21 protein-coding genes are annotated in these 19,989 nt (G+C 57.2%); 3 read left to right on the forward strand and 18 right to left on the reverse strand.

What is annotated here, in order from left to right:
* Positions 1–30: 30 nt before the first annotated feature.
* Genes ABVS15_RS00005 through ABVS15_RS00015 form a run of 3 tightly spaced genes read right to left on the reverse strand, consistent with a single transcriptional unit; the run spans position 31 to position 2,871 of the window.
* Positions 31–1,173 (reverse strand): acyl-CoA dehydrogenase, encoded by a 1,143-nt coding sequence (locus ABVS15_RS00005; protein ID WP_294855720.1) that lies wholly within the window; start codon positions 1,171–1,173, stop codon positions 31–33.
* A gap of 23 nt (positions 1,174–1,196) precedes the next feature.
* Positions 1,197–2,033 carry a 3-hydroxyacyl-CoA dehydrogenase family protein gene (locus ABVS15_RS00010; protein WP_369281759.1) on the reverse strand — a complete coding sequence of 279 codons (837 nt, stop codon included), beginning with the start codon at positions 2,031–2,033 and terminating at the stop codon, positions 1,197–1,199.
* Positions 2,034–2,091: 58 nt separating this feature from the next.
* Positions 2,092–2,871 (reverse strand): enoyl-CoA hydratase-related protein, encoded by a 780-nt coding sequence (locus ABVS15_RS00015; RefSeq protein ID WP_369281760.1) that lies wholly within the window; start codon positions 2,869–2,871, stop codon positions 2,092–2,094.
* 392 nt (positions 2,872–3,263) lie between these two features.
* On the opposite strand from ABVS15_RS00015, the gene trmB reads away from it, so the two are divergent.
* Positions 3,264–3,968 carry a tRNA (guanosine(46)-N7)-methyltransferase TrmB gene (trmB, locus tag ABVS15_RS00020; RefSeq protein ID WP_369281761.1) on the forward strand — a complete coding sequence of 235 codons (705 nt, stop codon included), beginning with the start codon at positions 3,264–3,266 and terminating at the stop codon, positions 3,966–3,968.
* Between the two features lie 181 nt (positions 3,969–4,149).
* Here trmB and rplT read toward each other — a convergent pair whose 3' ends face one another.
* The 4 genes from rplT to ABVS15_RS00040 form a co-directional block, all read right to left on the reverse strand.
* Complete coding sequence (rplT, locus tag ABVS15_RS00025) at positions 4,150–4,503, reverse strand: 50S ribosomal protein L20 (RefSeq protein ID WP_369281762.1); 354 nt, start codon at positions 4,501–4,503, stop codon at positions 4,150–4,152.
* Between the two features lie 35 nt (positions 4,504–4,538).
* The gene (gene rpmI / locus ABVS15_RS00030; RefSeq protein ID WP_294855725.1) at positions 4,539–4,736 is read right to left on the reverse strand and encodes a 50S ribosomal protein L35; all 198 of its coding nucleotides are present in this window, start codon (positions 4,734–4,736) and stop codon (positions 4,539–4,541) included.
* Between the two features lie 37 nt (positions 4,737–4,773).
* Positions 4,774–5,286 carry a translation initiation factor IF-3 gene (infC, locus tag ABVS15_RS00035; protein WP_293010199.1) on the reverse strand — a complete coding sequence of 171 codons (513 nt, stop codon included), beginning with the start codon at positions 5,284–5,286 and terminating at the stop codon, positions 4,774–4,776.
* A gap of 326 nt (positions 5,287–5,612) precedes the next feature.
* Positions 5,613–5,861: a hypothetical protein gene (locus ABVS15_RS00040; RefSeq protein ID WP_369281763.1), complete on the reverse strand. Its 249-nt coding sequence runs from the start codon at positions 5,859–5,861 to the stop codon at positions 5,613–5,615.
* Positions 5,862–5,977: 116 nt separating this feature from the next.
* On the opposite strand from ABVS15_RS00040, the gene ABVS15_RS00045 reads away from it, so the two are divergent.
* Complete coding sequence (locus tag ABVS15_RS00045) at positions 5,978–6,934, forward strand: DMT family transporter (protein WP_369281764.1); 957 nt, start codon at positions 5,978–5,980, stop codon at positions 6,932–6,934.
* Between the two features lie 62 nt (positions 6,935–6,996).
* Here ABVS15_RS00045 and ABVS15_RS00050 read toward each other — a convergent pair whose 3' ends face one another.
* The 8 genes from ABVS15_RS00050 to ABVS15_RS00085 form a co-directional block, all read right to left on the reverse strand.
* Positions 6,997–8,397 carry a transglutaminase-like domain-containing protein gene (locus ABVS15_RS00050; RefSeq protein ID WP_369281765.1) on the reverse strand — a complete coding sequence of 467 codons (1,401 nt, stop codon included), beginning with the start codon at positions 8,395–8,397 and terminating at the stop codon, positions 6,997–6,999.
* 72 nt (positions 8,398–8,469) lie between these two features.
* Positions 8,470–9,654 (reverse strand): DUF819 domain-containing protein, encoded by a 1,185-nt coding sequence (locus ABVS15_RS00055; RefSeq protein WP_369281766.1) that lies wholly within the window; start codon positions 9,652–9,654, stop codon positions 8,470–8,472.
* A gap of 152 nt (positions 9,655–9,806) precedes the next feature.
* The gene (locus ABVS15_RS00060) at positions 9,807–10,898 is read right to left on the reverse strand and encodes a dipeptide epimerase (RefSeq protein ID WP_369281767.1); all 1,092 of its coding nucleotides are present in this window, start codon (positions 10,896–10,898) and stop codon (positions 9,807–9,809) included.
* 15 nt (positions 10,899–10,913) lie between these two features.
* Positions 10,914–12,284 (reverse strand): dipeptidase PepV, encoded by a 1,371-nt coding sequence (gene pepV / locus ABVS15_RS00065; RefSeq protein WP_369281768.1) that lies wholly within the window; start codon positions 12,282–12,284, stop codon positions 10,914–10,916.
* A gap of 195 nt (positions 12,285–12,479) precedes the next feature.
* Entirely contained in the window at positions 12,480–12,818 is a 339-nt protein-coding gene (locus ABVS15_RS00070; RefSeq protein ID WP_369281769.1) for a DUF3870 domain-containing protein, read from the reverse strand.
* Positions 12,819–13,184: 366 nt separating this feature from the next.
* Positions 13,185–14,567 carry an NADPH-dependent glutamate synthase gene (gltA, locus tag ABVS15_RS00075; protein WP_369281770.1) on the reverse strand — a complete coding sequence of 461 codons (1,383 nt, stop codon included), beginning with the start codon at positions 14,565–14,567 and terminating at the stop codon, positions 13,185–13,187.
* A gap of 1 nt (position 14,568) precedes the next feature.
* Positions 14,569–15,411 carry a sulfide/dihydroorotate dehydrogenase-like FAD/NAD-binding protein gene (locus ABVS15_RS00080; RefSeq protein WP_369281771.1) on the reverse strand — a complete coding sequence of 281 codons (843 nt, stop codon included), beginning with the start codon at positions 15,409–15,411 and terminating at the stop codon, positions 14,569–14,571.
* 211 nt (positions 15,412–15,622) lie between these two features.
* On the reverse strand, positions 15,623–16,282 hold the full coding sequence (locus ABVS15_RS00085) for a Crp/Fnr family transcriptional regulator (RefSeq protein WP_369281772.1): 660 nt from the start codon (positions 16,280–16,282) through the stop codon (positions 15,623–15,625).
* A 183-nt stretch (positions 16,283–16,465) separates the two neighbouring features.
* On the opposite strand from ABVS15_RS00085, the gene ABVS15_RS00090 reads away from it, so the two are divergent.
* A complete protein-coding gene (locus ABVS15_RS00090) occupies positions 16,466–16,921 on the forward strand; it encodes a CBS domain-containing protein (protein ID WP_369281773.1) in 456 nt (151 codons plus the stop codon).
* Positions 16,922–17,114: 193 nt separating this feature from the next.
* On the opposite strand, the gene ABVS15_RS00095 is transcribed toward ABVS15_RS00090, so the two are convergent.
* The 3 genes from ABVS15_RS00095 to ABVS15_RS00105 form a co-directional block, all read right to left on the reverse strand.
* On the reverse strand, positions 17,115–17,699 hold the full coding sequence (locus ABVS15_RS00095) for a hypothetical protein (protein WP_369281774.1): 585 nt from the start codon (positions 17,697–17,699) through the stop codon (positions 17,115–17,117).
* Positions 17,700–17,787: 88 nt separating this feature from the next.
* Positions 17,788–18,006: a hypothetical protein gene (locus ABVS15_RS00100; protein WP_369281775.1), complete on the reverse strand. Its 219-nt coding sequence runs from the start codon at positions 18,004–18,006 to the stop codon at positions 17,788–17,790.
* 5 nt (positions 18,007–18,011) lie between these two features.
* A complete protein-coding gene (locus ABVS15_RS00105) occupies positions 18,012–19,790 on the reverse strand; it encodes an ABC-F family ATP-binding cassette domain-containing protein (RefSeq protein ID WP_369281776.1) in 1,779 nt (592 codons plus the stop codon).
* Positions 19,791–19,989: the final 199 nt, after the last annotated feature.

Raw genomic sequence — 19,989 nt, forward strand, 5'->3', positions numbered from 1 at the left:
GATGATTTTCATGACTCTCTACCTCCTCAGTTATTTCACGCCCAGGCGACCGGCAATGACCATCCGCTGGACCTCGGAAGTACCCTCGTAGATCTCGGTGATCTTTGCGTCGCGCATCATGCGCTCCACGGGATACTCGCGGGTGTAGCCGTAGCCGCCAAAGAGCTGCACGGCGCGGCGGGTCACATCAGACGCGGTTTCGGCGGCGAACAGCTTGGCCATGGCGGCGTCCATGGAATAATCCTCATGGAGCTGCTTCTTGCAGGCAGCGGCATACACCAGATACTGCGCAGCCTGTGTGCGGCAATGCATGTCAGCCAGTTGGAACTGGGTATTCTGGAACTGGCTCAGCCGTCTGCCGAACTGAACGCGCTCCTTGGTATACTTCACAGCTTCGTCAATGGCGCCCTCGGCAAGGCCCAGAGCCTGCGCGGCGATGCCGATACGGCCGCCGTCCAGCGTCTGCATGGCGATTTTGAAGCCCTTGCCCTCTTTGCCCAGCAGGTTTTCCTTGGGCACGATGCAGTCTTCAAAAATCAGATCGCAGGTAGAGCTGCCGCGAATGCCCATCTTCTTCTCGTGCTTACCCACGGAGAAGCCGGGGAAGGATTTTTCCACGATGAAGGCGGTGATGCCGTGGTTGCCGGCCTTCTTATCCGTCATGGCGAACACCACAAGGGTGTCGGCCACGGTACCGTTGGTGATGAAGCACTTGGTTCCGTTAAGTACATAGTGGTCGCCGTCCAGCACGGCCATGGTCTGCTGGCCGGAGGCGTCGGTACCGGCGCCGGGCTCAGTGAGGCCGAAAGCGCCGATCTTCTTGCCGGAAAGCAGGTCGGGCAGATACTTCTTCTTCTGCTCCTCGGTGCCGTGCTCAAAAATGGGGGCGCAGCACAAAGAGGTATGCGCAGAGACGATGACAGCGGTGGTGCCGCAGACCTTGGCCAGCTCTTCCACGCACATGGCATAGGAGAGAACGTCGCCGCCCGCTCCGCCGTACTCCTTGGGGAAATAAATGCCCATCATGCCAAGCTTTGCCATTTTCTCCACGGTTTCCATGGGGAACCGCTCTTCCTCGTCAAGCTCCTCGGCCAAAGGCTTTACTTCAGTTTCGGCAAATTCGCGGTACATCTTACGGAGCATCAACTGCTCGTTCGACAGATGAAAATCCATATTTCTTACTCCTTATATTGAATTTACTTGGAATAGTCGTAGAAGCCCTTGCCGGTCTTTTTACCCAGCAGACCTCCGCGGGCCATCTTGCGCAGAAGCAGCGCGGGACGGTATTTGGAATCACCGGTTTCGTTGTACAGTGTCTCCATGATAGCAAGGCACACGTCCAGGCCGATGAAATCGCCCAGAGCCAGAGGGCCCATGGGGTGGTTCGCGCCCAGCATCATAGCCTTGTCAATGTCCTCCACGGAAGCAACGCCGGTCTCCACCAGGCCCGCGGCCTCGTTGATCATGGGAATAAGTACCTTGTTAACCACAAAGCCGGGAGCCTCGGCCACCTCGATGGGGTCCTTGCCGATCTCGCGGGTCAGGTTATAAATGTAATCAAAGGTCTCCTGCGCGGTGCTGGCGCCCCGGATGATCTCCACGAGCTTCATGCTGGGGACGGGATTGAAAAAGTGCATGCCAATGACGGGGTGCTTCAGTCCGTTGCCCATTTCGGTGATGGACAGAGAAGAAGTGTTGGATGCGAAGATCGTCTCGGGCTTGCAGATGGCGTCCAGCTCGTTCAAGAGCTCCTTCTTGGTTGCCATTTCTTCCTTGACGCACTCGATGATCAAATCCGCGTCCGCACAGGCGGACTTTTCTTCCACCAGCACGTTTGCAAGCAATGCGTCCATCGCCTCTTGAGCCATCTTGCCCTTCTCAACACGCTTTTTCAGGGAAGCCGCCAGCTTATCCTTGTGCTTCTGGGCGGAAGCGACAGAACTTGCATACATAAGGGCGGTGTGTCCCTTTGCCGCGAAAACCTGAGCAATTCCGCTGCCCATTGTACCTGCGCCAAAAACTGCAACTTTCATGTAAATCCTCCTATTATTTTCACATGTTTATGGGATTTATTTCATAAAGGCCGACAGGTCAGCCATTTATAAACGGGTCGGGCTTGCGCTTTTCCACAAAGGCGGTCATGGCGTTTTTCTGATCCGCCGTCTCAAAACAGGAGCCAAACAGCTTTTCTTCCACAAGCAGTGCCGCGTCCATATCCGCCTCAAGGCCGTCGTTCACGGCCTTCTTGCAGGCACGAACGGCAATGGGGGCGTTTCCGGCGATGCGCCCGGCAAGCTTCTCAGCCTCAGCCATCAGCGTTTCGACGTGGTAAACGGCTTGCACCAGCCCCACGCTCAGCGCCTCGGGCGCTTTGATGTTGCGAGCCGTATAGAGCAGCTCCTTCGCTTTTCCGGGACCGATGAGCCGGGCCATGCGCTGAGTGCCGCCGAAGCCCGGCGTAATGCCCAGACCCACCTCCGGCTGGCCGAACACCGCCGTGTCCGCGCACAGGCGGATGTCGCAGCTCATGGCCAGCTCACAGCCGCCGCCTAAAGCAAACCCGTTTACCGCGGCCACTGTGGGCACGGAAAGGGTTTCCAGCTTGCGGAACACGTCGTTCCCCTGCTTTCCGAAGGCCTCGCCCTCCGCTTGGGTCAAATCGCGCATCTGCGCAATGTCCGCGCCTGCCACAAAGGCCTTCTGCCCTGCCCCGGTGACAATCAGACAGCGGACAGACGCCGGGTCGATTCGATCCAGCGTCTCATTTAACTGGGAAATTACTTCGCCATTCAGTGCATTCAGCGCCTCGGGACGGTTAATGGTCAGAATTGCCACCCCTCCGGCTCGCTCCTCCAATTCTACAAACGCCATATCTTCCCCCTCCAATACTTGTCAAAGGTTAAAGGCACCTGCCCTTGGAAACACAGACTTTGCTAAAATACTCACAATGTTTATTATAGTTTCTCCCGCTCAAATTAGCAACCCCAATCGTAGAAGAAATCTAACAATTATTGCTTTTTTACATTTCGTACAAATTCGTTACGTAATTTTATGCGATTGTGTTAAGCGGTTAACAGATGCAGGATATGCGTCTTTTTTTGCAGGACTTGATTCTCCCCGGTTTTCCGCATTTACAAGGGAAAAAAAGCATGCTATAATAGCCCGGAATCTATAATTTCTATGCAATTTTACAGCAGTGCGCCGGCATGGTAAGCACGGGCCGCCGCCTGCTTTTACAACTGGGAGGATGTATCCTGATGCGAATGAGAAAGAAAAAAAATCTGGTTCCCCGCATGGAGCGGTGTGCAGCGCTGCTGATTTCGGACCCCTATTCCATGCGCGGGCAGTGGCGGACGCTGAAGCCGGACGCGCGGGAACTGCGGGTGGAGCTGGGCTGCGGCAAGGGGCGGTTCACCGCCCAGACCGCCGCCGCAGAGCCAGACGTACTGTTTGTCGCGGTGGAGGTGGTTCCGGACGCCATGGTGGTCGCCATGGAGCGGTGCCGGACAGAGGGGCTTGAAAACGTCTTTTTTGTAGACGCAAACGCCGACCAGCTTCCCTCTTTTTTTGAGCCCGGCGAGGTGAGCCGCATCTACGTCAATTTCTGCGACCCGTGGCCCTCCAACCGGCACGCCAAGCGCCGCCTGACCCACGGGAATTTTCTGAAGCTGTACCGTCAGGTTCTGCGAGAGGACGGGCAAGTCCACTTCAAAACCGACAACGCCCCTTTGTTTGAGTTTTCCGTGGAGGAATTCCCCCAATTCGGCTTCACGCTTTCGGAGGTAACCAGAAACCTCCACGAAAACGGCCCCGTGGGCGTAATGACGGATTATGAGGAAAAATTCCACGGACTGGGAACACCCATCAACCGGCTGGTGGCCACCATGGCGGAGTGGACAGAGCCGGAACCTGCCCCTGAGGACGAAATGCAGGAGGGCGGGACATCGGAAGACGGTCCCGCTCTTTAAAACGCATTGTATGCGCACGGCGGCTTTTCCCGTTTTGGGGAAAAGCCGCCGCTTCTTTATATATGGCAATTGCTAAACTTTACAGGCTCGCCAAGTCAGGCGGAGACGACCGGAATCCGCAAAAAGAGGCGGGTATCCGAATGGATACCCGCCTCCGTGCTTTTATGGAAATATTCCGCTGTTACGCTGCCTTTTTCGCCATGTCGGCCAGCTGCGTGAAAGCAGCGGCGTCGTTGACGGCCATCTCGGCCAGCATCTTGCGGTTGATGGTCACGCCAGCGGTCTTCAGCCCGTGCATGAAAGTGGAATAGTTCATGCCGTTCAGCTTGCAGGCCGCAGAAATACGGGTGATCCACAGCTGACGGAAGTCGCGCTTTTTCAGGCGACGGCCGGTGTAAGCGTAGCTCAGGGACTTCATGACCGCCTCGTTTGCGATTCTGAAGTGCTTGGACTTGTCGCCCCAATAGCCCTTGGCCAGCTTCATGATCTTATTTCTTCTCTTGCGCGTCATCAGCGCGCCTTTTACTCTTGCCATTTTGAATTGCCTCCTATTCTAAACCGTTCAGTATCTTATTTGTAGGGGATCATCTTGCGGATCGCATCCACATTGGTCTGGTCCGCATAGGTGCCGGCGCGGAGGCGGCGGGTACGCTTGGTGGTCTTCTTGGTGAGGATATGGCTCTTGAACGCATGGGCGCGCTTCACCTTCCCGCTCTTGCTCAGGTTGAATCTCTTCTTCGCGCCACTGTGGGTTTTCAGCTTCGGCATAATTGAAATCTCCTTCCGTGTGTTTGACAGAATCTGTTTATTTACCAGTTTTGGGAGAGAGGAAAATGGACATCATCCTACCCTCCAGCTTGGCGGTCTTGTCCAATGCGGCGGTCTCGGCGCACTGCTCGGCAAACCGGGCCAGCAAGGCTCTGCCAATATCGGTGTGGGCCATCTCGCGTCCGCGGAAACGGACCGATACTTTGACGCGGTTTCCCTCGTCAATGAACTTCTGGGCATTTTTCAGCTTGGTGTTGAAATCCCCGATGTCGATGCCGGGAGACATGCGGATTTCCTTGATCTCCACCACGTGCTGATTCTTCCGGGCTTCCTTTTCCCGCTTGCTCTGTTCAAACCGGAATTTTCCATAGTTCATCAGCTTGCACACGGGCGGCTTGGCCTGGGGTGAAATCTTCACCAGGTCCAGGCCCTGTTCGTCGGCGATCTTCTGCGCGTCGGCGGAGGGCATAAGTCCCAGCTGCTCGCCGTCGGCTCCGATCAAACGGATCTCCCTGTCCCGGATCGCCTCGTTCAGTTCATGCTCTACCATGCTAATAGTCCAAGCACCTCCATTCAAAAATAGCAAAAAAACGCGGGCACCCGTCGGGCATCCGCGTAACTCTCCGGACAAGCGCCAATTCCTCAACTCGGAATGCGCCTGTCAACAAGCCGCCGTGGGCGGCCTGAGTACGGTGTTGACCTCTTTGCCAATGGCGGGAGGTGGAGCGGATGCACCCGGCTCACTTTATTTTGCTTTGTTATTTTAACAGTATCGGGCCTGTTTGTCAATCCCCAACGTCTTTTTTGAAAAATTTTATTTGCCACGGCAGCATGCATACATAAATTCCGATGAAAGCGGGAGACTATTTCTCGTACTCAGCGAACCGAAGGGAGGTGTGCAGCATGGCACAGAACCGTGAGAACAATCAGCAGAACCAGCAGAACCAGCAGAACCAGCAGAATCAGCAGCAGAAGCAAAATCAGCAGAACCAGCAGAATCAGCAGCAGAAGCAGAATCAGCAGAATCAGCAGCAGAAGAATCAGCAGCAGAACCAGCGCTGACTTCTTCGGAGGCCGTCGGGGAGCGGGCATTGCCCCCCGACGGCTTTCGCATTTTGTACGCAAAGCCCATGTTCCCGAAAGTCCTGCCGCCCAACCTCCCCCGGCCAAACAGGCCCTTGCGATTTTTGGCGCAACGTGGTATCGTGATAGATACTATATTGTGTGCGCGGGAGGAATCTATGAAACCGTCAAAGCAGGCTACGCTGGGCTATGCGCTGGCCCTGTTCACCGTGGTGGTGTGGGGCGCCACCTTTATCGCCAGCAAGCAGCTTCTCGCCTTTTACACTCCGGCCCGCATCATGCTGATGCGGTTTATTCTGGCCTACATCGCCCTGTGGATCATCCGTCCCCAGCCCCTGCTGCTGCCCTGGAAAACGGAACTGCGCTTCGCCGCCCTTGGCATTGCGGGCTGCTCGGTATATTTTCTCACGGAAAACACTGCGCTGCTCCACACTACGGCGGCCAACGTCAGTATCATTGTTTCGGCCGCCCCGATTCTCACGGCGCTCATCGCCCACTTCACCACCGATGAAAAGCTGCACCGAAACACGCTTTGGGGCTTTCTCACTGCCTTTTCCGGCGTGGTACTGGTGGTGTTCAACGGGGCGTTTGTCCTGCGGGTCAGCCCCAAAGGGGACATTCTCGCCCTGCTGTCTGCCTGCTGCTGGGCAACATACTCCGTGATGCTGCGAAAAATGCCGACGGAGCTGGACCCCATCATGCTTACGCGGCGGACCATGCTCTGGGGTCTGATTACCGCCGTTCCCATGGCGATTCCCGGCGGGGCGTTTTCTCTTGCTCCGCTGGCCGCGCCGCTTCCCCTGTTCGACATTCTGTTTCTGGGGCTGATCGGCAGTGCCCTGTGCTATGTCCTGTGGGGCAGAGCCTTTACGCTTCTGGGCGTGGTTCCCACCAACAACTGCCTGTATCTCATCCCCTTCGTCACCATGGTCGCGGCGGGACTGACGCTGAAAGAACCCATCTCTCCGGCGGCGCTGGCGGGCGCGGTTTTGATTACCGCAGGTGTGATTCTGGCCCAGCGGCGTAAGCCCGCCGCGCCGTCTCAGGAGGAACAGGAAGCCCTACTGCAAGGCTCCCGGGAGGCGCTTGCTGAGGATGTCTCAGAGGATGCATAACACATTTTTAATCATGAGGAGGCCGCGACGCGGCCTCCTCATAATTTTGGCTTTATACCGCGTCACAGCTCCGTAAATGCAAGGACTTCTTTCGTCCGCTCAAACTCCTCATACCGCAGTCCCCGGTCTGTAAGCTCCATCTCCCCCACCTGATTGTCGTAGGGGTCGGCCCGCCAGTGGTCCTGCGGCACGTCAAACGGAGCCTGAAACGCAGTGTTAGCGGTCATGCGGTAAAGGTCCAGATTACCAAAGTAAAACCGGCGGCGGGCCTCGTTTCCCTCCCGCACGGCGCCCACGCCGAAGGAGGGGTCGGCATACAGCCATCCATAGTCCGGAATGTAAAACCGCGCCCAGTCATGTGCGCCGCAAAAGCCCGGCTCCGCCTTCCAGCCGCTTTCCCACCGGGCCGGAATCCCCGCACAGCGGCAAAGCGTGATAAACAGCAGCGCCATCACGCCGCAGTCTCCCACAAGGTTTCTCGCGCAATTCTCCGCAATATTTTCAAGACCAAAATAAGCCCGGACATAGGTGTATTTCACATTTAGCGTCACAAAATCGTACAGCCTGCGGGCTTTTTCCAGCGGTTCTTCCGCGCCTGCCGTCAGCTCCGCCGTCAGGGCACGGAGATACGGGGTAAACAGAAGGTGGGGAGGCTCCTCCGCCAAAAATTCCTCCGGCGAGTAGGTGGACTCCTCTTTGTTCTTCCCCGAACGGGTTAAATCCGTATACCGCGCCGTGCGCACATACGAAAATTCCACCTCAAAGGGATGGTTTTCCACCATGCACTCCTCCCAAAACACCACCCGCTGGGGCGCGTCCTCCGGGGAGATATGGGCGGACTCCGGGGAAATCCGCTCAATGCGGAGTTCACTCTGCGCGTCGCAGCCACAGGGCAGGGGCAGGTATGCCCGGACCCGCTCTCCCTTTCGGAACGTCTCGTCTTTCAACCGCAGGGACGCACGGCACCGGATGCGGGCAGACAGCTCCCCCTTTTCCGCCAACAGGCGCGCCACGCGGTCCAGCCCGGATTCGCCGCCCTCCCGGGCGGCGTTTGAGCCGTCCGCGCCTGCCTGAGAAATCCCGGCCCGGGCGGCATAAGCCGCATCGGTTTTGCACAGGGAGTCAAAAAAACGGTTAAAATAATGGGGGACGCCCTGTATGTAAATCCAGTCAATCAGCCCCGCCTCCGCCAGTGCGTCAAACTCCTCCGCCGTGAAATCCGACGCGGCGGCTTGCGCCAACGCGATGGCTTCTTCCCGGGTAAAAGGGTAATCCGCCGGGAGACGGGCCATCATTTCCCGCTGGGCAGTCAGGCAGCGCTTCAATGGCTCCGGCGTGTTGGGCGCGGTTAAATACCGCAGGGCGGCGCGATCCGCCCGGGCAAAATCTCCAAAGTATTTCAGGCGCAGAACATCCTCCGGCAGGCCGATATGAAGGTATCTGAAATTGTCGTTGATACCCATGCTTCCTCCTTTTCCCGGTGCTCGGCCTCCCCGTCTTCGGGGAAGCCGAGCGATTGTTTACTTCTTTTTGACTTATGCCATCAGCTTGAGAATCGCGCCCATGGCAAGCCCGGCAAAGTTTCCGAGGGCCGCGCCCAGCACGCCCATCAAAACGCCGATGCCCGCGTAGGACTCATGATAGGCCACCGCAATAATCGGCGCGGAGGCGCTGCCACCGATATTGGCCACCGACGCTGTGGATACCATGCACAAATCCCAGTGGAACACTTTGGACAGAAGATACATGAGCGCCACGTGAATGGCAAGGATAAACACGCCGTAAACCACCCACATGGGTGCGGCCAACAGGTCGTTGAGCGGAGCCTGCGTCGCCAAAAGGGAAACCACCGCATACAGCAGAATGTTGGACAGTTCCTCCACCGCCGGAAGCTTTCCGATGGGGGTCATGGCGCACGCAAGGCCCAGCACAGTAACAAACAGGGTGGTGCAGGTACCCTTGTCGAACATGCTCATGCCCACAGACTTAAAGCCGGTATTCATCAGCAGGCCGATTTTCTGGGACATGGCAGAGACGAACAGCGCAAGGCCAATCAGCCAAATCCAGTCGGCGGACTTCGCCTGCTTCTTTTCCTTGGCAACCTCGGCGTTGGCCGCCTCGGCCACGGCGGAGAGCTTGGAGGTATCAGCCTTAACGGAATTGTCCCACTTGCCGGAATATCTCACCATGAAAAGAAGCAGGGCAATCCACACGGAATAGCACACCGTATCCAGCGCCAGAGCGCAGCTATACGCGCCGGGGTCCACTGGCAGAGCGTCCTGCATGGCGGCCATGTTGGCCGAACCGCCCACCCATGAGGCGTACAGCGCGGCGGTGGCGGCCCAGGTGTCCGCCCCCAGCAGTCCCTTAAAAATCGGATAGCCAATGATGAAGCCCGCGGCAATGGTCACGGAGCAACCAAGGAAAATGGCCACCATCCGCCCACCCAGCTTTGCAAGCTTACGGAAGTCACAGCGCAGCAGCATTACAAAAATCATGGCGTAAAGCAAATTGTTTTTCAGCCCGCTGTATGCCGCCGAGCACTCCTCCGAGGCATACAGTCCCATGGTGCAAAACACCATGTTCAGCACGTAAATCCACACCAGAGGGGGAACATAGCCAAAAACTTTCCACTTGGCGTACTTCTCCAGTGCCAGCAGCCCGCCGGCCAGGAACATCAGAAACGCAATGTACGTAAAGCCGTTGGTAATCGTAAACATGTTGTCCTCTCCCTTTTCATTTCAAGTTGCCGGTTTTGCGGTTCCCATACCGCCCGGACGCGCAATTCGGCGCACGCGGCGCCCCATTTTTCCCAGCTTCCCGCCCCCTTCCCTTCGTTGTCGCCGGAGCAGCCTCGTCCCGGCGAATTTTCTCAGTCCAGATATGTGATGCCCCGGATACCCGTCACGCCAAGGCCCGGCGCGTCAGACACGGTGATATCCTTCTCGTTGAACACCGCGCCCCCTTCCACGGGGTCCTCACTGCACAGCACAGGGCCGTCCAGATCCACTTTGGTGATGATTTTCTTTCCACAGGCCAGATGCACCGCGGCGTTGACGCTGACCTTGGCCTCCAGCATACAGCCGATCATGCATTCCACGCCGTAGACCTCGGCGGCGGAGGCGATTTTCAGCGCGTTCCACAGTCCGCCACACTTCATCAGCTTGATGTTCACCAAATCCGCCGCGCCCATCTGCATGATTTTCACGGCGTCCTCGGGGGAAAACACGCTCTCGTCCGCCAGAACGGGGACATAGCTCCGCTCGGTGACGTATTTCAGCCCCTCGAAATCGTGGGCCTTGACCGGCTGCTCCACAAATTCGATGTCCAGCCCCTTCTCCTGCATCTGGTTCAGCAGTGTGACCGCCTGCTTGGGGGACCAGGCCTGGTTCGCGTCGATACGAATTAACACGTCGCTCCCAGCCGCCTGCCGCACGGCGGCCAGCCGGGCCACATCCAGCGCCGGATTCGCGCCCACCTTCACTTTCAGGCAGTCATAGCCTCTTTCGATGGCGTTTCGCGCGTCCCGGGCCATCTCCTCCGGGTCGTTGACGCTGATGGTGATGTCGGTGACGATGTTCTTCCGGGCGCCGCCCATCAGCTTGTAGACCGGAATTTTGTAAAGCTGGCCGTACAAATCCCACAGGGCCATGTCCATGGCCGCTTTGGCGCTGGTGTTTTTGAGAATGCAGCCGTTCAGGGCGATCATCAAATCCTCAAAGTCATCCACGTCCCGGCCCACCACCGTTTTGATAATGTGGTCCTTTAATGCGCCGATGATTGCCCCTGTGGTGTCTCCGGTGATCACGCCGGTGGGGGGCGCTTCGCCGTAGCCCACCGCACCCGTGTCCGTATGGACCTCTACAATGACGTCCTCCACGCTGTTCACCTGCCGCAGTGCCGTCTTAAACGGCACCCGCAGGGGAACGGAGATATGTCCCAGCCGGACCTCTGTAATTTTCATATCCTTCCTCCTGTCTTATTTCGCAAGCTCATACATCGCCCGCGCGATGATCTGCGCGTTTTGCATCAGCCGGTCCACCTCGATGAATTCATCCGGCTTGTGCTCCCTCACCTCGTCCCCTGGGAAAATGGGACCGAAGGCCACCACGTTGGGCATAGCCTTGGCATAGGTCCCGCCGCCGATGCTCTTCGGCGTGGCGTTTAACCCCGTTTCTTCCTCGTATACCCGCAGTAAGGTGGTCACCAGCTCGCTCTCCAGCGGGACATACAGGCTTTCCTTATGGGTCTGCTCCTCCACTTGAAAGCCTGCCGCGCCCAGCTCCGCCTGAAAATTCGGGCCGCAGTCAGCCAGAGATTTGGTCACGGGATAGCGGTAGTTCACCCGGCAGGTCAGGCCGGTTTCGTCCCCGGAGATGACCCCCAGATTGAACGTCAGCGCGCCGGACATTTCATCCTCCAGCGCAAGTCCCAGCGATTTTCCGTTGGTTTCCATGCCGATCTTCTCCGCCAGAAAACGGACCGTCCCGGCAAGCTCTCCCTCCAGCGGCAAGCCGTTCAAGGCCAACATCAGCCGCCCAATGGCGTTTTCCCCCTGTTCCGGTGTGCTGCCGTGGGCGCTCACGCCCCGGGCTTCTATCCGTACGCCGCCGGAAACGGGAATGCATTCCGTCTTCTCCGTCATTGTAGCGGCGATTTGCTTCGCCAGTTCACCCGAGCATTCCAACTCCGCAAAGGCGGAGGCGGGAACCACGTTGGGCGCGTCGCCTCCCGAAATTTTCCGAAGCCGCACCGGACCGGACTGGCGCAGACTGCACCGGAAGGTCACGTTCACGATGCCCTTTTCCCCGTTGATGACCGGGTATTCCCCGTCCGGCGTGAAGCCCATCACGGGCCTTTCGCCCCCGTGGGCCAGATAGTATTTCATGTCGGCGGAGCCGGTTTCCTCGTTGGTGCCCATCAACAGCCTTACCCTGCGGCGCAGGGGCAGCCCCGATTCCTTCAGTGCGCCCAGTGCATAAAGAGCGGCCACGGTGGGACCCTTGTCATCCATCGACCCCCGTCCAAAGACCTTTCCGTCCCGGACCTCACCGGAAAATGGGTCGCCGCTCCAGCCCTCTCCGGCAGGGACCACGTCCAGATGGCCCAAGACGGCTACCATTTCCTTTCCCTCGCCAACCTCGCACCAGCCCACCTGATGATCCATGCTGCCCACCCGAAGGCCCAGATTCTTTCCGGTTTCCAGCATAAACTCCAGACACCGTTGAATGCTTGCACCATAGGGATAGCCGCTTGCATCCTCCTCCCGCACGCTGGGGATGCGGATGCTCTCCCCCAGCGTTTTCAGCAGCGGTTCTTTCTGCCGCTCCACAAGCTCCTTCAGTTCCATTTCGCGCTCCTTTCGGTTTCTTTCACCCGCACCCAAGGGGGCACAGGCCGCCTGATTCTAAGCTAAAAAACACAAAAACCCAGCAAGGACCAGAGAAATTCTCTGATCTTTACTGGGTTTCCCCCTGCTGATTGATATATTGGAAGATATATCACACAAGGGAAAGCAGTTTATGAACTTATTTGCCCGCCGAATCTATCCGCCAGTGGATTCGCTCTTTCCCACCGCAGCCCGATACCGCTTTTCAGCGTCCTTCATGGCAGCGAGCACCGCCTTGGCGGAGGACCCGTGGTATCGGCGGGTCACCTCGTTTTCCAGTTGGTCGTATTCCCGCAGCAGGAACCGCCCCACAAAAACGCGCCGCAGAAATTTCTCCGTCAGCTCCAGAGAGTGGGTACAGCTAAAATCCACGATTTTTCCGCTTTCAGCTTCCATCTCCAAAGCCATGTAAAAGGAACCGAACATTTTTGTGATGGCATTGTCGCTGTTGGTCCGGGATTCACCGATGATATACAGCGTCTCCATGTCTTCCATTTATCACATCATCCTGCCACAAACTTTGTAGTAATTATATCATTTCAAAGACCCATGTCAATAATTTACGGACACTTTATACAAAACTATTAGTTTTTCACAAAATCTAATGGTTTAATTTTGCAATATGGGTATGCATGCTATTACATATTTATGATGCTTTTTATATCTGCGCAAAGCCCGTTGTCTCTTTTCCGCCTGACGAGCACTCTTCCGACCGCTCCATTAAGTCTACAAAGCAGCGGCGGGAACCGATTCCGGTTCCCGCCGCCTCTTTCCGTATTCGGTTTTTCTTGTCCATCGGTTCACAGGTTGTCTGATGACTGCCTGCATTGCCCCATGAGCGTTTTGCGCCGAAGCGCCGTATTATTTGCTCAGCTGCTCGTCGATGGCCTTGGCGGCGGTTTTGCCCGCGCCCATGGCCAGAATCACCGTGGCCGCGCCGGTGACGGCGTCACCGCCGGCGTAAACGCTCGGGCGGGAGGTAAGTCCCTCCTCGTTCACCACGATACAGCCCTTGCGATTGACCTCCAGCCCCTCGGTGGTGCTCTTGATCAGGGGGTTGGGGCTGGTGCCCAGCGCCATGATGACGCAGTCCACCTCCATGTCAAACTCGCTGCCGGCAATCTCCACAGGGCTGCGGCGGCCGGAAGCGTCCGGCTCACCCAGCTCCATCTTGATGCAGCGGATGGCGCGGACATTGTCGTCCTCATCCGCCAAAATCTCCACAGGGTTATTGAGGGTGTTGAAGATCACGCCCTCTTCCTCGGCGTGCTCCACTTCCTCGTGACGGGCGGGGAGCTCCTCCATGCCACGACGGTAGACAATATGTACCTCGGCACCCAGCCGCTTGGAGCAGCGGGCCGCGTCCATGGCCACGTTGCCGCCGCCAACCACCGCCACCTTTTTGGGGTGGATGATGGGCGTGTCGGAGTCGGGCAGATAGGCCTTCATCAGGTTGATACGGGTCAAAAACTCGTTGGCGGAGAACACGCCCTTATAGTTGATGCCCGGAATGCTCATAAACATGGGCAGGCCCGCGCCGGAGCCGATGAACACGGCCTCGAAGCCTTCCTCCTCCATCAGCTCGTCGATGGAGATGGTACGACCCACCACGGTATCGGTGGCGACGGTGACGCCCAGCGCCTTCAGCCCGTCCACTTCCTTCTGGACGATGGCCTTGGGCAGACGGAACTCAGGGATGCCGTATACCAGAACGCCGCCCGCAAGGTGCAGTGCCTCAAACACGGTGACGTCGTAGCCCTTTTTGGCAAGGTCGCCCGCACAGGTGAGGCCCGCGGGACCGGAGCCGATCACGGCCACTTTATGTCCGTTGGGCGCGGGTCTGGGGGGGGCGTCGCAGGCGTTGTTGTTGTGCCAGTCGGCAACAAAGCGCTCCAGTCGGCCAATGCCCACCGGCTCTCCCTTGATGCCGCGGACACAGTACTTCTCGCACTGGCTCTCCTGCGGGCAGACCCGGCCGCACACGGCGGGCAGAGAGCTGGTCTTGGCGATAATCTGATACGCCGCCTCAAAATTGCCGTTGGCAACCTCGGCGATAAACTCGGGAATATGTATCATCACGGGACAGCCGCCCACGCAGGGCTTGTTCTTGCAGTTGAGGCAGCGCTTTGCCTCGTCCAGCGCCATTTCCTCGGTATATCCCAGCGTGACCTCTTCATAGTTCTTGTTGCGGACATTGGGGTCCTGCGCGGGCATGGGGTTTTTCTTCAAAGACATATTAGGCATATCACTCGGCCTCCTTGCTGAACAGATTGCAGGTTTCCTCGTGCTTGTGCTTCTCAAAGTCACTGTACATCCTGCTGCGCTTCACCGCCAGATCCCAGTCAACCTTGTGCCCGTCAAAATCGGGGCCGTCCACACAGGCAAACTTTGTCTCGCCGCCAACGCTCAGGCGGCAGCCGCCGCACATGCCCGTGCCATCAATCATGATGGGGCTCATGGACACCGTGGTGGGGATTCCGTAAGGCTCAGTGGTCTTGGAGACGAATTTCATCATAATCATGGGGCCGATGGCAAAAATCTCGTCGTACTGGTTTCCGGCCTCGATCAGCTCCTTCAGCGCGTCGGTGACCAAGCCCTTGCGTCCGTAGGACCCATCGTCGGTACAGATTTCCAGAATGGAGGAGGCAGCCTTGAACTTGTCCTCCAGAATCACCAGATCCGCGCTTTTAAAGCCGATGACCGCGTGGACCTCCGCCCCGTCGTCGTGGAACTTTTTCAGCACGGGATACGCAATCGCGCAGCCCACGCCGCCGCCAACCACGCAGACCTTCTTCTTTCCCTCCGTCTCGGTGGCCTTGCCCAGAGGACCCACAAAGTCCTGCAAACAGTCGCCCTCATTCAGACGGTTCAGCTTCTCCGTCGTGGCACCCACGATTTGGACAATGATGCTGACAGTGCCCTTCTCCCGGTCGTAATCATGGATCGTCAGGGGGACGCGCTCGCCATTTTCATCCACCCGGAGGATGATGAACTGGCCGGGCTGGGCCTTCTTTGCGATCATGGGGGCTTCAACCTCAAACAGCACGACGGTGGGCTTGAGCGCCTCTTTTCTCACGATTCGAAACATAGTTTTCCTTCTTTCCTCATATTGCTGCTCGCCTGGATTACACACTACTTTTATGTTAGCACAAGGGTCACAGTGCGTCAAATCAATTCCCAAACTTTTTTGTCAAATTTTTAACTAAATTTTTGTGCCATTTGTAGATATCAGACGGACATTCTCTTTTTCGCGGCCTTTCGACTGCCCAAACCCCTTGCTGCGCAGCCGGGGGCGCTTCTCAGCACAGCAGCGTAATCTCCCGTCCCTCCGCCTGAATCAGCTTTTCCTGCCTGAGATGCTTCAGCTCCCGCATCATGGCGCTGCGGTCCGTGGCGATATAGTCCGCCAGCATGCTCAGGGAAAAAGGCAGGGTGAAGGTGTCGCTCCCCTCCCGCTCAGCCTGCTGGCGGAAATAGCACAAAAGCTTATCCCGGATGGAGCGGCGGGAGAGCACGTCCACCCGCCCAGCCAGCGTCTGGGCCTTTTCGGTAATCAGTCTCAGCATGTTCCGCACCAGCAGGCTGTGGTGCTCGCAGGCCTTCTCACAACGCTTTAATATGTGGGGAAAGTCGATGTACAGCACGTCGCAGGCCGTCCGGCACACCACTTCCAGACTGTCGTTCACATCCCCGGAGAAAGCGAGACTGCGGCCAAACACATTGCCTGCGGTGAGATTTTCCAAAACCGTTGAAACCCCATCCTCGTCGATTCGGATGAGGGACGCTTCCCCCCGCTCCAGAATCCCCACCTGCTCCCCGACGCGGCTGAAATCATAGGCCACCTCCTCAGGGCGATAGCTCTTTTGCACCGCCTGAAAGCAGCTAAGCATGGCAAGATAGTTCTCGTAGTTGATCCCCTCAAAAATCGGACTCCCCTCCAGTTCCTCTTTTGACAGCATGAGAGTGCCTCCTTTTTATCTTTGTTGCATTTATCACATTTTATCACAGTGTTTGGGCCTTGTAAAGTTTCTTTTCCTGTCAGTGCAATTTAAAAATTTGTTCATCATTCTCCGGTAAAAATCGGTTATAGTAAACTTACAGATTCCGGCACATCGTTGCCAGAATAAAAAATGAAGAGAGGTATGCGTGTGAACATCGCTTATTTCCTGACGCCGAAAAACAGCGTGTCTTATCTGTATGACGATTTCACGTTTCGTCAGGGTCTGGAAAAAATGCGGCGGCATGGCTACTCCGCCATTCCCGTCATCGCACGGGACGGAACCTATATCGGCACCGTCAGCGAGGGCGATTTCCTCTGGCGGCTGCTGGACGCGGAGGACGCGCAGGACGGGGTTTTTACCAAAAAGACGGCGGAAAAGCTGTTTGTGCAGGACCTTCTCCGGGACAATACATATACAGCCGTCCCCATCACCGCTTCTATCGACCATCTGCTTTCTCTGGCGCTGAACCAGAATTTCATTCCGGTGGTGGACGATCTGGGGAAGTTCATCGGCATCGTCACCCGGAAAGACATTCTCAGCCGCCTTTCCCAAAGCGCGGAGCTTGCGTCGAGTCCCCAGCTTCAAAGAATTGTCTGAGCTTATCCCACTACGCGGTGCGGCGAACAAAAGGAACCGCCACGGAAGAGGGACAACCCTCCGGCAAAGTATCACAGCACAAACCAGCCCGGACCTGATTGGTCCGGGCTGGTTTCTTTTAGATTTTTCCCGGCTGCTTTAGGGTGAAGCGGCTGAAACTGCGGCGGTAAGCAGATAATCTATCCGCTTCAGCTTACACTCCACCACCGATATCTATTGTCGTCTCCACCTCGTCTCCGCCGCTGGTCAGAATTGTCACAATCAGTTCGGCCCCGTCCTCTGAAAACGCAAGCTTCCTGATGAACGAACCATCCTCTGGCAGCTCCACGGACCCAATAGATCGGCCCTCGTAATCATAGATCTCCGACCAAAAAGAGTAGACTGCGGTGGTGAGATCATCGCCCCGCCAGATAAGATTCGTGCCCGCAAAATCCTTTACAAACTGTTCCGCTTGGGTGTCAAACACACAGTAAATAAAGTTTTCCGGCCCCGTATGACCCTCGACAACGATATATTTTCCAACCGGATATTGGCCCATCAGCGCGTTGATGGACTGATTGCGCTCCGCCAGATCGTAGTCCACTCCGTGATAGGTAAAGACGCTTGAAAAGACGGTTGCTCCAGTCTCGTCTGGTAAAGACGCTTGCTCCGTCTCGGCCAGCAGCGCCACCGCTGCTTCCTTTTCCGGGTTCGTCAAAAAGCTCACGGCCACCGCTACGCAGGCGCATAGGGACATTGCGGCAACCCAAAACGCCGGCCTTTTATAGTTCAATCCCATCTTTATCCATCCTTTCACTCCCACCTTGCCAAAGGCCAGCGGACAGGCCTTACCCAAAACGCTGCCAGAAGCGAAACCCCAGAGGCTTCTATCGGTGGTCCCGGCGGTTTAGACGGGCCTGCTCGCGGGCAATTACATAGGCCTGCTGCAATTCATCCATGCGGGACGGAAGATAAATGCGAGCCTCGCAATGCCAAAAAACCGGCGTTTTGATATCATCGCAAATCCAGATGGCATCCCGGACATGGAGCGACGGCTTTACCCGCCTGTACAGCTTCCGACAGCCGATCGCTGCATACAGCAGCATGACCGTTATTCCTGCGCGTCAATCCGCTCCTTCAGTTCATTCAAATACATCCAGCGCTCAGTTTTTTCCTCCAGCGCCGCCTGCAATGTCTCCTGCCGCTCGGTCAGCGCCTGAAGCTTCACGTAATCACTGCCGCAATCCCCCATTTCGGCAGCTACGGCCTTCAATTCTTCCTCCAGCGCGGCCATCTCGCCGTCGATGCTGTCGAACTCACGCTGTTCTTTAAAGGTGAATTTCAGCTTCTTTTCCCTTGGGCGGCGGCTGTCCTCCCGGTCGGCCTTCTCCGGGGCGGCCGGCCGCTCCGCTTCCTGCCGCTTGCGCATATAGTCCGACCAGTTGCCGGTATACCGCTCCACCCGGCCCTCCTCGCCCACGGCGAAAATCTGCCCGGAAAGTCGGTCCAGAAAAAACCGGTCGTGGGACACGGCAAGGACAGGGCCGGGAAAGGTGTCCAGATAATCCTCCAAAATAGAAAGGGTGGTCACGTCCAAATCGTTGGTCGGCTCGTCCAGCAGCAGCACGTTGGGCGCGGACATCAAAATGCTGAGCAGGTAAAGTCTCCGCCGCTCGCCGCCGGAAAGACGGCCCACAGGCACCGATTGCAGCTCTGGAGGGAACAGAAACCGCTCCATCATGTCCTTGGCAGAGAGGGTTCCCTCCTCCGTTTTCACTTCATCGGAAATGCCACGGATAAAATCGTAAACCCGCTGGTTCAAATCCAGTTCCCGCCCCTCCTGCGAGAAAAAGCCAATCCGCACCGTGGCCCCCACGTCCACGCTGCCACCATCCGGCTCCAGCCGCCCGGCAATCAGGTTCAACAGGGTGGATTTTCCCGCCCCGTTGCGGCCCACAATGCCGATGCGGTCGTCCCGCAGAACGCCGTAAGAAAAATGGGAAAGGACGGTTCTTCCGTCAAAGGCCTTGGACACGTCCTCCAGCTCAATAATTTTCTTTCCAAGACGGCTTGAGGAGGCAGACAGGCGCACGGCCTCGTCCGTCTCCGGCGCGTCCTGATCTTTCAGGGCTTCGTACCGCTCGATCCGGTCCCGGCTCTTGGTGCTCCGGGCGCGACAGCCCCGCATAATCCACTCCCGCTCCACCTTTAAAATCGCCTGTCGCTTCCGCTCCCCTGCCTGCGCGATCTCGGCACGCTGTTCCTTCAGCTCCAGATATTTGGAGTAGTTTGCCTCGTAGTGATAAAGCTTCGCCCGGTCTACCTCAGTGATGTGATTCGCCACCCGCTCCAGAAAATAGCGGTCGTGGGTCACCATCACAAGGCCCCCGGTCCACCGGCGCAGCCACTCCTCCAGCCAGGAAACCATCTCCGCATCCAGATGGTTCGTCGGCTCGTCCAGAATCAGCACATCCGCCGGGTGAATCAGCGCCGCCGCAAGGGCCACCCGCTTGCGCTGTCCGCCGGAAAGTGTGCCGATTTTCTGCTCCGTATCAGAAATCCCCAGCCGCGTCAGCATGGAGACGGCCTCGTACTCGTTCAGCGCCCGAAACTCCTTGGGAAAGCTGAGAAACACCTGCTCCAGCACCGTGGCGCCGTCGTCCAGCTCCGGGTTCTGGGAAAGAAAGCTCACCTGCACGTTGGGGTCCCGGCGCACCGTGCCGCTGTCCGGCTCAATCACCCGGGCCAGCACCCGCAAAAAGGTGGACTTTCCGGTTCCGTTCACGCCGATGACGCCCACCCTGTCGCCCTCGTTCAGATAAAAATTCACGTCCTCCAACAACTGCCTACCGCCAAAGTTGATGGACAGCCGTTCCGCCGAGATCAGCATAGGGTCCTCCTTCAAGGCCCGGACACGGGGTCCGCACCGTTTGTTTTCTCCCCTATTTTACTACACCCGGCCCCATCACGCAAGCCGGGTCTGCTTGCCCTGCCGCCCGGCGTATGCTAAAATAGAACCAAGGCAATTATTTTTCAGCTTTCAGCTATCTTTTAGCCCTGCGGCAATTCATCATCCTGCGGCGGATTTT

The organism is Oscillibacter sp. GMB15532 (assembly GCF_041020825.1).
Classification (GTDB): domain Bacteria; phylum Bacillota; class Clostridia; order Oscillospirales; family Oscillospiraceae; genus Oscillibacter.